The organism is Bacillus sp. FSL K6-1003, assembly GCF_037964945.1.
Lineage (GTDB): Bacteria > Bacillota > Bacilli > Bacillales > Bacillaceae > Bacillus > Bacillus mojavensis.
This window is the reverse complement of record NZ_CP150176.1, coordinates 3,968,573-3,981,590: the sequence shown is the minus strand read 5'-3', so window position 1 is coordinate 3,981,590 and position 13,018 is coordinate 3,968,573. Positions and strand designations below refer to the sequence as shown.

Genomic DNA, 13,018 nt, shown 5'->3' with positions numbered 1-13,018 from the left:
CTTTTCTATTCGTATGTTCAGTATGATACGAGGTGACTAAGTGAAACAAACAAGAGCATTAATGGAAGGTGCTATTTTAATCAGTTTGTTTGCGATCATCACACTGCTGGTCGTTTATGTTCCATTGATTGGAACCATTCTGTTATTTGCACTGCCGCTGCCTATGATCCTTTATACGATCAGACACGGATTGAAATTAGGATTATGGATGGGCGCTGTCAGTCTTCCTGTTGTCTTTATTGTCGGGTCCTTTAACGGACTGATTGTAGCTTTTATGTCAGCTTGTGCGGGCATAGCCATGGGGCATTTTTTCAAAAAAAGAGAACCCGGCCATGCTATTATTTCGGGTGCCCTTATTTATATGCTTTGTATCGTGTTCTATTTTGTGATAAGCATTCAGTTTTTGGGTATCAATATCATTGATGAAGCAATGACACAATATCGGCAATCACTCGATATCGTTGAATCCGTTTTGAAACAATCGGGTAATGCTGAAGAACTTGAGAAACAAATGAAACTGATGGAAGATCAATTGAGTACGGTTCAATATCTTTTTCCAACAGCTATCGTGATGGTAGGAGCCATTTTATCTTTCCTCAGTTACCTTATCGCTAAGCCGCTCTTAAGGCGATTCTCCCCCGATATTCCTAGTCTAAAGCCTTTTAGAGAGTTGAAGTTTCCGCAAAGTGTTGTAGTACTGTATTTGTTGATTGTCATGCTTTCATTTCTGCCTTTAGAAAAAGGCCAAATGCTGTACTCTATCGCTTTAAATGGGGAGTTTATACTCGGGTTTCTTATTTTTATCCAAGGTTTATCATTTATCTTTTTCTATTGCCATAAGAAAAAATATCCAAAGGCAGTGGCCGTCATTGCAGTCATTCTTGGTCTGCTGCAACCGATTTTTATGGCAGCCATTCGCATTTTAGGCGTTATAGACATGGGCTTTAACATAAGGAATAAGGTGAAGTGAAAATGAGTTTTACTCACATGGTGGGGAGTGATAGAAATGCCAAGCTTTTATGAAAAACCGTTGTTTCGGTATCCCATCTATGCATTGATTGCTTTGTCAATCATTACAATCCTCATCAGCTTTTATTTTAACTGGATCATAGGAACCGTTGAAGTGTTGCTGCTGGCAGTTATACTGTTTTTTATAAAACGCGCGGATTCTCTTATTCGAAAAGAGATTGACGCTTATATTTCTACGTTATCCTACAGGTTGAAAAAAGTCGGGGAAGAGGCATTGATGGAAATGCCGATCGGTATCATGCTTTTTAATGATCAATACTATATAGAATGGGCAAATCCGTTTCTCTCTTCTTGCTTTAATGAAAGTACATTAGTGGGGAGATCACTTTATGATACTTGTGAATCCGTTGTGCCGCTCATCAAACAAGAGGTAGAATCGGAAACGGTTACATTGAATGACCGAAAATTTAAAGTGGTCATCAAACGGGATGAGCGTCTGCTTTATTTCTTCGATGTGACGGAACAGATACAGATTGAAAAGCAATATGAAAATGAAAGAACTGTGCTGGCCTATATTTTCCTTGATAACTACGATGATGTGACGCAAGGATTAGACGACCAGACGAGAAGCACGATGAACAGCCAAGTGACCTCTTTGCTCAACGCTTGGGCGCAGGAGTATGGAATATTCCTAAAAAGGACATCGTCAGAACGTTTTATCGCTGTGCTTAATGAGAATATTTTAACCGAACTTGAAAATTCGAAGTTTTCGATTCTGGATGAGGTACGGGAAAAAACCTCATTTGACGGCGTTGCGCTGACCTTAAGCGTCGGTGTCGGAGCTTCCGTCTCATCGCTGAAGGAGCTTGGCGATTTGGCGCAATCCAGTCTGGACTTAGCGCTGGGCCGCGGCGGAGACCAGGTAGCCATTAAGCTGCCAAACGGAAAAGTGAAGTTTTATGGCGGTAAAACGAACCCGATGGAGAAGCGAACAAGGGTGCGCGCCCGCGTGATTTCTCATGCTTTAAAGGAAATTGTTTCTGAAAGCAGCAATGTGATTATCATGGGACACAAATTTCCCGATATGGATTCTATCGGTGCGGCGATCGGGATATTAAAGGTGTCACAGGCAAATAACAAAGATGGATTTATTGTGATTGATCCGAACCAAATCGGTTCAAGTGTGCAGCGCTTGATTGAGGAAATTAAAAAATATGAAGAGCTGTGGTCAAGGTTCATCACGCCCGAAGAAGCAATGGAAATTGCCAATGACGACACGCTGCTTGTCATCGTGGATACGCATAAGCCGTCGCTTGTTATAGAAGAACGGCTGGTAAACAAAATTGAGCATATTGTGGTCATCGACCATCACCGCAGAGGCGAAGAATTTATCAGAGACCCGCTGCTCGTCTATATGGAGCCGTACGCTTCATCAACAGCGGAATTGGTGACAGAGCTGCTTGAGTATCAGCCGAAGCGCTTAAAAATCAATATGATTGAAGCAACGGCCCTATTAGCTGGTATAATAGTGGATACAAAGAGCTTTTCACTCCGCACTGGCTCGCGGACCTTTGATGCGGCTTCATATTTAAGAGCAAAAGGCGCCGATACGGTGCTTGTGCAGAAGTTCCTCAAAGAAACCGTTGATTCCTATATTAAACGAGCGAAGCTAATCCAGCATACGGCCCTCTATAAAGAGAACATCGCGATTGCATCACTGCCTGAGAATGAGGATGAATATTTCGATCAAGTGCTGATTGCGCAGGCTGCGGATTCTCTGCTGTCGATGAGCGAGGTTGAGGCTTCATTTGCGGTAGCAAGACGTGATGAACAAACTGTTTGTATCAGTGCACGGTCTCTTGGCGATGTGAATGTTCAGATCATCATGGAGGCGCTGGAAGGCGGAGGACATTTAACAAATGCGGCGACTCAGTTATCCGGCATTTCAGTAACAGAAGCACTGGAGCGGCTGAAGGGCGCCATAGATGAGTATTTTGAGGGAGGCGTACAAAGATGAAGGTTATTTTCTTACAAGATGTAAAAGGAAAAGGAAAAAAAGGCGAAGTGAAAAACGTAGCAGATGGTTATGCGCATAACTTTCTGATTAAAAAAGGCCTCGCGGTTGAAGCGAACGCGTCAAACATCAGTGTACTAAACGGTCAAAAGCAGAAAGAGAAAAAAGAAGCCATCGCAGAGCTTGAACAGGCAAAGAGCTTAAAAGAGACATTAGAAAAACTGACTGTTGAGCTCAGCGCGAAATCAGGTGAAGGCGGCCGTTTGTTCGGCTCTGTGACAAGCAAGCAAATTACTGAACAGCTTCAAAAAGACCATAACATTAAAGTGGATAAGCGGAAGCTGGAACTGCCGGACGGCATTCGTGCGTTAGGTTATACAAACGTTCCTGTGAAATTGCATCCTGAGGTGCAGGCTGTGTTAAAGGTGCATGTGAAAGAAGAAGCTTAATAGAAAAGAGGCTTGGGTTGATCCAAGCCTCTTTTTTTTATTCTACGAGATAAAGGGTTTGCTGGCTTTCTCCGCCAGGTCCACCTTTCATGCTTTGCTGGCTGCTTGTGCTGATCGAGGAACTGCTGTACTTGTCAGAAGATATTTCTTGGCCGTTTTTCTTGATCCAAGAAACGAGTTCAGTGTTGCCTGAGTTCTTTTCTGGCAGAAGGAAGTATTTTACTTTTCCCTCTTTGACTAGTTTTTTCAGATCAGAGACAGTCAGGATCGGATCTGTGCCGTTGAAGCCGCCGAGTGCCATGACAGATTCATCTGTATTGATGATATATGGCGCAGCCGTTACGGTTGTCAAAGCAGCAAATAGATACTCTTCGCCGGTATTATGCTTTCTCAGATAGGACAAGAGTCCGGTATCAACCTCTGAGGAGAACATGTTCCCGCCGTTTGCTGAGCTTTTGAGCTGCGGCCCGGATTCAGGAAGCACGCTGTTGCCTCCGTATAGGAGCGGCGTTGCTGACCAGTAGATTGGTGTAAGCAATAGAACGCACAAGCTGATGATGGTCAGCTGCTTGCTGAAGGGATGACTGCGTTTAAGCATCAGTAGCACAAGGGTGCTGCCGAGTCCCAAGAGTCCCAGGACGTACATCCATACATTGCCGATTTGGCTTGTATAAGCACTCAGCATATACACCTGGAACGCGGCTGTGATCAGAACGGCTGCCGGCAGCAGGTAGCTGGCCCAATCTTTATTGTTTTTGTATAAGCGATACATTGTATACCATCCGATACCGGAAAGGGCGGCAATCGGCGGAGCCAGCATAATCAAGTAATACTGGTGGAAGAATCCTGCGATGCTGAAGAAACCTGCTACAGGCACGAGCCATGCTGCCCAGAATATCGTTTCTTTCATTTCCGCCGCTTGACCGCGGCGATCACGGCACCAGCTGACAATTACACCAAGTAATCCGATCAATGCGAATGGAAGCATCCAGCTGATTTGGCCGGAAAGAGCCGATTGGAAGAGACGAAGCGGTCCTGCATCACCTGTGCCGAACATGTTCATGCTTTTTCCGCCCCCACCGCCGGGTCCTCCATTTCCGCCGTTTGGTCCGCCTGTTGGAGGTGCGCCTCCCCTTCCATTGGAAGTGCCGATTTGGCCAGAAGGCGGCTGAGGAGCCTGTGCATTGTCCCTGATGGAACCGTTGCTGTTTTGATTTTCATCTGCCTTGCTGTTTCCGTTCTCAGATGAAGAGGTTCCATCAGAAAATTCATTGTGATTTGGTGCTTGCCTTTTGCCAGTATTCTGCATATTATCGCCGCCTGCGGCATTCATATCACCGCGTGCAAGGCCGGTAGTTTGCCCGAGCAGCCGCTCTGTGCCGTTATATCCGAAGGCGAGTTCCAACACAGAGTTTGTCTGGCTGCTTCCGATATAAGGCCGGCTGGAGGAGGAGGTTGAATCCACAATAACCGCCCATGAGAGCGATATACCGGTTAGGAGGATAAGAGACAGAAGCAGCGATCCTATTTTCTTCTTTAGCGATACCCGAGAAGCAATCAGGCAGAATAACATAAATGCAGGCAATACCATAAAGGCTTGCATCATTTTCATATTAAATGCAAGGCCGATTAGGCCAAATGCCGTCAGGAGCCAAACCAGCTTGCCTTGTTTGACCGCCCGAAGCAGGCATGATGAACCGAGCAATAAGGTAAAGACAAGCATGCTGTCAATGTTGTTTGTCCGGCTGACAGCGACTGCGATCGGTGTCAGCGCCATGACAAGCGCGGCGATGCGGGCCGCTCCAATGCCGAAAGTCGGTTTGATCATTCTGTGCAGGAGGATTACCGAACCAACCCCAGCGAGAGCCTGAGGAATGATGACACTCCACGTATGAACACCAAAGATCAGCGCGAAGAGGGTTTGAATCCATAAAACAACAGGCGGTTTATCAACTGTTACAAATCCGGAAGGGTCAAATGACGCATAGAAGAAATTGTGGAAGCTTTGCGTCATGCTTTTCACCGCTGCCAGATAATATTGGTTCGCAGCGTCATCCTGCCAAATGTGATATATGTTGAGAAAAGCCGCTGCAAGCAAAATAAAAATAAGGACTGTGTCGAAACGTTTGGTTCTCATCGTTTTTCACCTCTTTATGATGTCTAATTGTAAAAAACAAATATGAAAAACTTATGAATAAACCATAAAGATTCAAAGAATGTCTTGCAGTTTTTTTCATAAAAAAGAGGCGGAGACAAGTTCACCGCCCATTTTCTATGCTGAATTTCACTTTCTCTCTGTCTGAAGGACGTATCGATCGCGTCCTGCCCCGAGTCCTGCTGTTCCCATGACGATTAGAGCAGCAATAAGAAGCACAATCGGCATTGTCCATGAATGTGTCTGGTCAAAGAGAAACCCGACAAAGATCGGCCCGACAGCAGCAAGAAGGTAGCCAAATGACTGGGACATGCCCGACAGCGCTGCAGCCTGATACGCATTTTCACTTCGGAGCCCAATGAGAGTAAGTGCCAGACTAATGCTGGAGCCTTGTCCGATACCGATAATCACCATCCAGATGGCAAGCATAGCGTGGCTGCCGCCTGTTAATAATCCGCATAGACCGATCAGATAGACTGCGGTCAGCGCTGCAACGATCCCGCGCTGATGTTTCACGCGGTCAGCTAAAACCGGTGTCAGAAAAGTGGAAGGCAGACTCGCAAATTGCATGAGTGATACCAGCCATCCGGCGGTTGACGTATCAATTCCGTGTGAACGGAGAATCTCAGGAAACCAGGCGATACTGCTGTAAAATAAAAAGGATTGCAGGCCCATGAAGATGGTGACGAACCATGCCATTTTGGAAGCCCAAATCGGACTTGTTTGAAGCTGCGGCGTCTGGTTGGACACATCCCGATGGCGAAGCTGGGGTATCCAAATCAGCAAGGCTAGACATGCCAAGCCTCCCCATAAGAGAAATCCCTGTTTCCATCCGCCATCCAACTGGGCCGCTAAAGGTACGCTGATACCTGATGCTAAAGCAGCGAATATATTCATTGATGTCGTATACAGGCTGATCATGAGTCCTGGCTTTTCAGGGTATTTATGTTTGATTAAGCTTGGCAAAAGTACGTTTCCGATCGCAATTCCGATTCCGATAAGTGCCGTTCCGAAAAACAAAGCGGCAGTATAGCCGGCAGAGCGAATCAAAACACCGATAAACAGTACCAGGAGACCAAGCCATAAGGTTCGCTCATTTCCAAGACGACGTCCTAGCTTAGGCGCGAGCGGAGAAAGAACGGCAAACGAAAGCAGCGGCAGAGCGGTCAAAAACCCGGCAGCTCCATTGGACATGTGCAGCTCTGTCCTGATGGAGCTGATGACCGGCCCAACTGAAGTGATTGCAGGTCTTAAGTTAAACGCGATAAAGATAATACCGGCAATCAGCCAAAACGATTGGATTTTTTTATTTTGTGGATGTGGCAAAGCAGTTACTCCTCTTTTCTAACATATACTTAATATCATTCCGATACATGTAAGCAAGTATGCGAGTGCGGGTTATGATTTGTCCTCTTTCTGCAATTCAGCCATTTTGGCAAGCAGGATATGCTGAGGCATATGCATGATCTGTTCAAGCGGCAGATTCAAAGACTCTGCAAGCTTTTGTGCAGTTTCAGCAGAAATTTGCAAAGGTCTCACAAAGATCCCTCCTCTCTTTTGTCCATTGTACAAGAATCAGATGTGAAACGTAAGAAGATATCACAAAGGAATGGTGCATTCCGAAAATGCCCCTTATAAAAGAGATAAGGAGGGTTCAGCATGAATAAACCGTTATCATTATTAAAACAAATGCTGTATGAGCATCAGATCGACACTGAGAGAGCTGTCACATTGGAAGAATATATCGCTTTGCGGCATAAGCTTCAGGAGCTGATGGGGAAATTTGCTTCATTTGAAGAGTGGGAGCTGTATCAAAAGGCGGCGGATATCATGATGCGTACCGGATTCAAATGGATGGAATAGCGTGTCTTACCCGTTAAAAAAAGCCCCGCGGCAGCGAAGGCTTTCAGTTTGTTAGAAAGAGAGTTCCTCTTCCACATTTTTATGCCGGTCATAAATCACAAGCTTTGCCGGGCTGTTCTCTTTGGCTACCTGCTTCGCTTTTTCAATTGCGGCGTCTTTAGAGGTGTATAAAGCTGTAGGCGCCACATTATCCACTGTGATAAACCAGCCGTCCACATCGACGTTGGGTGTTACGGCGTATTTTTTCAGCATATTTATTCCTCCCTCAAGTTTTATCAGTTTTTTTCCCCAGGCTGACACTGTCCGAAACTATCCAATCTGCTGACTGAAAAAAATAGGAAACAAAGAATTTTTCTATTTTTTTTCTGGATAAATGGTAAAATGGAGTTTGGAGATTTTTTAATGAGAGGACGGTGCTTAGCATGACAGACCTTCTGAATGATCGGCTGCCGCCGCAAAATATAGAAGCCGAACAAGCCGTGTTAGGCGCTATTTTTTTACAGCCGTCTGCTTTAACACTGGCTTCAGAGGTATTGATTCCAGATGATTTCTATAGAATGTCCCACCAAAAAATTTATAATGCGATGCTGGTGCTCGGAGACCGCGGTGAACCGGTTGATTTAGTTACGGTGACGTCAGAGCTTGCCAACACGGACCTGCTGGAAGAAGTGGGAGGCATATCGTATCTGACTGATATCGCAAACTCGGTGCCGACAGCGGCTAACATAGAATATTACGCAAAAATCGTTGAGGAAAAATCAATTCTTCGCCGGTTAATCAGAACAGCGACAACAATCGCTCAGGACGGATATACCCGCGAGGACGAGGTTGAAGATTTACTCAGTGAAGCGGAAAAAACGATTATGGAAGTGGCGCAGCGCAAAAATACAAGCGCCTTCCAAAATATCAAGGATGTCCTTGTTCAGACGTATGACAACATCGAACAGCTTCACAATCGAAAAGGTGATATTACCGGGATTCCAACAGGGTTTTCTGAGCTTGACCGGATGACTGCCGGATTCCAGCGCAATGACTTGATTATTGTGGCTGCCCGTCCGTCAGTAGGGAAAACGGCCTTTGCCCTGAATATCGCGCAAAACGTAGCGACAAAGACCGACGAGAGTGTAGCCATTTTCAGTCTTGAGATGGGTGCCGAGCAGCTCGTTATGCGTATGCTTTGTGCCGAGGGAAATATCAATGCCCAAAACCTTCGTACAGGAAATCTGACAGAAGAGGATTGGGGCAAGCTGACGATGGCGATGGGAAGCCTGTCCAACAGCGGAATTTATATCGATGACACACCAGGTATCCGTGTCAGTGAAATCCGTGCCAAATGCCGCCGTTTGAAGCAGGAAAGCGGTCTTGGGATGATTTTGATCGATTACCTGCAATTGATTCAGGGAAGCGGACGTTCAAAGGATAACCGTCAGCAGGAAGTATCAGAAATTTCCCGTGAACTGAAATCGATCGCCAGAGAGCTTCAAGTCCCTGTTATCGCGCTTTCTCAGCTTTCGCGTGGCGTTGAGCAGCGTCAGGATAAACGTCCGATGATGTCTGATATCCGTGAATCAGGAAGTATTGAGCAGGATGCAGATATTGTTGCGTTCCTTTATCGTGATGACTACTATGACAAAGAAACTGAGAACAAAAACATTATCGAAATCATTATTGCCAAACAGCGTAACGGCCCGGTAGGAACCGTGTCTCTTGCGTTCGTAAAAGAATACAATAAATTCGTCAACCTGGAACGGCGTTTTGACGACGCAGGTGTTCCGCCCGGTGCGTAAACCCCAAGAGCTTCTTCTTGGGGTTTTTTTCATCCAAAAGACGGAAGAGAAACCAGCCGCTTAGCGGATGTAATAATGAAAGCGGTTTAATAAAATGAGGCAAAAAGGAGAGGGTAACAATGAGGAATCGTTTTTCACAATTTCATGCCGCACAAATTCGGATAGCGAGACCCACGGGCCGGCTTGATCAGATCATTCGGTTTTATGAAGAAGGGCTGGGCTTAAAACGACTTGGTGAATTTCATCAGCATAATGGGTATGACGGTGTCATGTTTGGCCTCCCCCACACCGATTACCACTTGGAATTCACCCAGCATGAAGGGGAAAGTATAGCGCACGTTCCCCATCCAGACAGCCTGCTCGTCTTTTATGTGCCGAACGAAGAAGAAATCAAAGCTATCACTGCAAAATTAAAAAGAATGGGCTATCAGGAGGCGGAACCTGAGAACCCGTACTGGAGTCATGGAGGGGTGACAATAGAGGATCCAGACGGCTGGCGAATCGTGTTCATGAACACAAAAGGGGTTTCAGACAAGTAATTCTTTCCCCCACTAAAGGATGAAAGTTTCATGAGCTTTTCGAGGAAAAGCTTTAAGAAAACGCTTCTAATATCAATTAAAGCGAACGAATGAGGATTTACAAGAATTTAATGTTCGGATTTGCAATTGACTTTCTGTTTCTTCACTGATAAACTTGATTTGTTTGAATAGAATCGTTTTTGAAAGGTTAACGGAGGTGCACGGACATGTCTTCAGTAGTTGTAGTAGGTACGCAATGGGGCGATGAAGGAAAAGGCAAAATCACAGATTTCCTATCAGAAAATGCAGAAGTGATCGCCCGTTATCAAGGCGGAAATAACGCAGGGCACACCATCAAGTTTGACGGAGTCACATACAAGCTTCACTTAATCCCGTCTGGAATTTTCTATAAAGATAAGACGTGTGTGATTGGAAACGGAATGGTTGTAGATCCAAAAGCATTAGTCACAGAGCTTGCGTATCTTCATGAGCGCAACGTCAGTACAGATAACCTGAGAATCAGCAACAGAGCTCACGTGATTCTGCCGTATCATTTGAAGTTGGATGAAGTGGAAGAAGAGCGAAAAGGAGCAAACAAGATCGGCACAACGAAAAAAGGAATCGGCCCTGCTTATATGGATAAAGCAGCCCGAATCGGCATTCGTATCGCAGACTTGTTGGATCGTGACGCGTTTGCGGAGAAACTTGAACGCAATCTTGAAGAAAAAAACCGTCTGCTTGAGAAAATGTACGAGACAGAAGGATTTAAAATAGAAGATATCTTAGATGAGTATTATGAATACGGACAGCAGATTAAGAAATATGTCTGCGATACATCAGTTGTTTTAAATGATGCGCTTGATGAAGGCCGCCGCGTGTTATTTGAAGGCGCGCAAGGGGTTATGCTTGATATCGACCAAGGAACATACCCGTTTGTTACGTCATCTAACCCGGTTGCCGGCGGTGTAACCATCGGTTCAGGTGTCGGCCCGACAAAAATAAAGCACGTAGTCGGCGTCTCAAAAGCCTATACGACTCGTGTCGGCGACGGTCCTTTCCCGACTGAGCTGAAAGACGAAATCGGAGATCAAATCCGTGAAGTCGGACGTGAATATGGAACAACAACAGGCCGCCCACGCCGTGTCGGCTGGTTTGACAGTGTCGTTGTCCGCCACGCCCGCCGTGTCAGCGGAATTACAGATCTTTCTCTGAACTCAATTGACGTCCTAACAGGAATTGAAACGCTGAAAATCTGTGTGGCGTACCGCTATAAAGGCGAAATCATCGAAGAATTCCCTGCAAGCCTTAAAGCACTTGCTGAATGTGAGCCGGTATATGAAGAAATGCCGGGCTGGACTGAGGATATTACAGGTGCGAAAAGCTTGAGCGAGCTTCCTGAAAATGCGCGTCACTATCTTGAGCGCGTGTCTCAGCTGACAGGCATTCCGCTTTCTATTTTCTCTGTCGGCCCAGACCGTTCACAAACAAATGTCCTTCGCAGCGTGTATCGTGCGAACTAAGCAGAATACCCGTAAGCCCCTGTTTTCAGGGGCTTTTTTTTGTTTGAAAACTGCATATAAGTTGGTCTGAGAAAAAAATATGAAAAAAAACCAAAAAAGTTATTGCCACTTCTATTTGTTCGTGATATTATAAATCTCGTTGTTACGGAAACTACTTCAATAGAGTACAAGATAAGAACTTGATCCAAGTCGTTTGCTCTATGAAAAATCCGGCATCTTAGGAGCCATTAGCTCAGTTGGTAGAGCATCTGACTTTTAATCAGAGGGTCGAAGGTTCGAGTCCTTCATGGCTCACCATTTTTGTGAAGGCCCGTTGGTCAAGCGGTTAAGACACCGCCCTTTCACGGCGGTAACACGGGTTCGAATCCCGTACGGGTCATTGATTTACTTTAGCGTTATTGCTAAATTCCTTATTTGTCTGCGAGAGCTGACACGACAGCTCTCCAGACAAATTACTGTAAGGTCCGGTAGTTCAGTTGGTTAGAATGCCTGCCTGTCACGCAGGAGGTCGCGGGTTCGAGTCCCGTCCGGACCGCCATTTTACTTTACTTAGTAGAGAAAAATAAATCATTTGGCTCGGTAGCTCAGTTGGTAGAGCAACGGACTGAAAATCCGTGTGTCGGCGGTTCGATTCCGTCCCGAGCCACTTACCAAACGCATCTGCAATCGTAGGTGCGTTTTTTCTTTTAAGAAAAGATAGACATGCGGAGTGTTATAATAGAAGAAAAAGGGAGAACCGGCCCTGCGGCCGGTTCAAAGAAGAAGACGTCAATGAAAAGACGCACGCAGGTGAGCGGAGGTTTCATTTAAATTATCTTTTTTAAGAAAAGTTGAAAAACATGACAAAAGATAGACAACTGGTGGATGAAGGTTAAAAATGTGTTTTTTTCTAAACCTTTATTTTTTTTATCTTTTGACCTTAAACCGTTATAATAGACAAGGACCCATTGTTCTATTTGGGCCATAAGTGATGTAACGAATGTGATATAGATGAAATGAAGACCATTCGGCAGGAGGAAAATTAAAAATGATGGATAAAAAGATCCTTGTAGTAGATGATGAAAAACCGATTGCAGATATATTGGAATTTAACTTAAGAAAAGAGGGCTATGAAGTGCATTGCGCCTATGACGGAAATGAAGCCGTCGAAATGGTGGAAGAGCTTCAGCCTGATTTAATTCTTTTAGATATTATGCTTCCAAATAAAGACGGCGTTGAAGTATGCCGTGAAGTCAGAAAGAAATACGATATGCCTATCATTATGCTGACGGCTAAGGATTCAGAAATTGATAAGGTCATCGGGCTTGAAATCGGCGCTGATGACTATGTTACGAAACCATTCAGCACACGTGAGCTTTTGGCCCGTGTGAAAGCGAACCTGCGCCGCCAGCTGACAACAGCGCCAGCGGAGGAAGAATCATCTTCCAACGACATTCATATCGGCTCCCTCGTGATCTTCCCTGACGCGTATGTAGTGTCTAAAAGAGATGAAACGATCGAATTGACCCATCGTGAGTTCGAATTGCTGCATTACCTGGCAAAACACATCGGTCAAGTCATGACACGTGAGCACTTGCTGCAAACAGTCTGGGGCTACGATTACTTTGGGGATGTCAGAACGGTTGACGTAACAGTGCGCCGCCTTCGTGAAAAAATTGAGGATAACCCAAGCCATCCAAATTGGATTGTCACACGCCGCGGCGTCGGTTATTACTTGAGAAACCCAGAACAGGACTAATGCCC

The 13,018-nt window shown here is 45.4% G+C and carries 12 protein-coding genes and 4 tRNA genes; 12 read left to right on the top strand and 4 right to left on the bottom strand.

Annotated elements, in window-relative coordinates; all coding sequences use genetic code 11:
• The first annotated feature begins 40 nt into the window (after positions 1-40).
• Genes NSU16_RS20265 through rplI form a run of 3 tightly spaced genes read left to right on the top strand, consistent with a single transcriptional unit; the run spans position 41 to position 3,432 of the window.
• Positions 41-970, top strand: a complete 930-nt coding sequence (locus NSU16_RS20265; protein WP_339191825.1) for a YybS family protein — start codon at positions 41-43, stop codon at positions 968-970.
• Between the two features lie 36 nt (positions 971-1,006).
• Positions 1,007-2,986: a cyclic-di-AMP phosphodiesterase GdpP gene (gdpP, locus tag NSU16_RS20260; RefSeq protein WP_010332609.1), complete on the top strand. Its 1,980-nt coding sequence runs from the start codon at positions 1,007-1,009 to the stop codon at positions 2,984-2,986.
• A complete protein-coding gene (rplI, locus tag NSU16_RS20255; protein WP_010332608.1) occupies positions 2,983-3,432 on the top strand; it encodes a 50S ribosomal protein L9 in 450 nt (149 codons plus the stop codon). The genes gdpP and rplI overlap by 4 nt, the downstream gene beginning before the upstream one ends.
• A 37-nt stretch (positions 3,433-3,469) precedes the next feature.
• Here the strand turns inward: rplI and NSU16_RS20250 are convergent, their stop codons facing one another.
• From NSU16_RS20250 to NSU16_RS20240, 3 genes are all read right to left on the bottom strand, one after another.
• On the bottom strand, positions 3,470-5,569 hold the full coding sequence (locus tag NSU16_RS20250) for a glycosyltransferase family 39 protein (RefSeq protein WP_339191824.1): 2,100 nt from the start codon (positions 5,567-5,569) through the stop codon (positions 3,470-3,472).
• Positions 5,570-5,716: 147 nt separating this feature from the next.
• Entirely contained in the window at positions 5,717-6,913 is a 1,197-nt protein-coding gene (locus tag NSU16_RS20245) for an MFS transporter (RefSeq protein ID WP_339191823.1), read from the bottom strand.
• Between the two features lie 72 nt (positions 6,914-6,985).
• Positions 6,986-7,126 (bottom strand): YycC family protein, encoded by a 141-nt coding sequence (locus NSU16_RS20240; protein WP_003242786.1) that lies wholly within the window; start codon positions 7,124-7,126, stop codon positions 6,986-6,988.
• Between the two features lie 120 nt (positions 7,127-7,246).
• Here NSU16_RS20240 and NSU16_RS20235 point away from each other — a divergent pair, with 120 nt between their 5' ends.
• Positions 7,247-7,450 (top strand): hypothetical protein, encoded by a 204-nt coding sequence (locus tag NSU16_RS20235; protein WP_010332605.1) that lies wholly within the window; start codon positions 7,247-7,249, stop codon positions 7,448-7,450.
• A 51-nt stretch (positions 7,451-7,501) separates the two neighbouring features.
• Here the strand turns inward: NSU16_RS20235 and NSU16_RS20230 are convergent, their stop codons facing one another.
• A complete protein-coding gene (locus NSU16_RS20230) occupies positions 7,502-7,702 on the bottom strand; it encodes a DUF2188 domain-containing protein (protein WP_339191822.1) in 201 nt (66 codons plus the stop codon).
• A 170-nt stretch (positions 7,703-7,872) separates the two neighbouring features.
• Here NSU16_RS20230 and dnaB point away from each other — a divergent pair, with 170 nt between their 5' ends.
• From dnaB to walR, 8 genes are all read left to right on the top strand, one after another.
• Positions 7,873-9,237 (top strand): replicative DNA helicase, encoded by a 1,365-nt coding sequence (gene dnaB / locus NSU16_RS20225; protein ID WP_010332602.1) that lies wholly within the window; start codon positions 7,873-7,875, stop codon positions 9,235-9,237.
• 119 nt (positions 9,238-9,356) lie between these two features.
• A complete protein-coding gene (locus NSU16_RS20220) occupies positions 9,357-9,776 on the top strand; it encodes a VOC family protein (protein WP_339191821.1) in 420 nt (139 codons plus the stop codon).
• Between the two features lie 206 nt (positions 9,777-9,982).
• A complete protein-coding gene (gene purA / locus NSU16_RS20215; RefSeq protein WP_010332600.1) occupies positions 9,983-11,275 on the top strand; it encodes an adenylosuccinate synthase in 1,293 nt (430 codons plus the stop codon).
• Between the two features lie 221 nt (positions 11,276-11,496).
• Positions 11,497-11,572: transfer RNA gene (locus NSU16_RS20210), tRNA-Lys, on the top strand.
• A gap of 10 nt (positions 11,573-11,582) precedes the next feature.
• A tRNA-Glu gene (locus NSU16_RS20205) sits at positions 11,583-11,654 on the top strand.
• Positions 11,655-11,736: 82 nt separating this feature from the next.
• Positions 11,737-11,813 (top strand) — tRNA-Asp (locus NSU16_RS20200).
• Between the two features lie 35 nt (positions 11,814-11,848).
• Positions 11,849-11,921: transfer RNA gene (locus NSU16_RS20195), tRNA-Phe, on the top strand.
• A gap of 384 nt (positions 11,922-12,305) precedes the next feature.
• A complete protein-coding gene (gene walR / locus NSU16_RS20190) occupies positions 12,306-13,013 on the top strand; it encodes a cell wall metabolism DNA-binding response regulator WalR (RefSeq protein ID WP_010332599.1) in 708 nt (235 codons plus the stop codon).
• The last annotated feature ends 5 nt before the right edge of the window (positions 13,014-13,018 follow it).

Bases quoted from the DNA above. Each gene is read 5' to 3' on its own strand.
- NSU16_RS20235 (WP_010332605.1), top strand. From the start codon at position 7,247: ATGAATAAACCGTTATCATTATTAAAACAAATGCTGTATGAGCATCAG.
- walR (WP_010332599.1), top strand. From the start codon at position 12,306: ATGGATAAAAAGATCCTTGTAGTAGATGATGAAAAACCGATTGCAGAT.
- rplI (WP_010332608.1), top strand. From the start codon at position 2,983: ATGAAGGTTATTTTCTTACAAGATGTAAAAGGAAAAGGAAAAAAAGGC.
- dnaB (WP_010332602.1), top strand. From the start codon at position 7,873: ATGACAGACCTTCTGAATGATCGGCTGCCGCCGCAAAATATAGAAGCC.
- NSU16_RS20220 (WP_339191821.1), top strand. From the start codon at position 9,357: ATGAGGAATCGTTTTTCACAATTTCATGCCGCACAAATTCGGATAGCG.
- purA (WP_010332600.1), top strand. From the start codon at position 9,983: ATGTCTTCAGTAGTTGTAGTAGGTACGCAATGGGGCGATGAAGGAAAA.
- NSU16_RS20250 (WP_339191824.1), bottom strand. From the start codon at position 5,569: ATGAGAACCAAACGTTTCGACACAGTCCTTATTTTTATTTTGCTTGCA.
- gdpP (WP_010332609.1), top strand. From the start codon at position 1,007: ATGCCAAGCTTTTATGAAAAACCGTTGTTTCGGTATCCCATCTATGCA.
- NSU16_RS20230 (WP_339191822.1), bottom strand. From the start codon at position 7,702: ATGCTGAAAAAATACGCCGTAACACCCAACGTCGATGTGGACGGCTGG.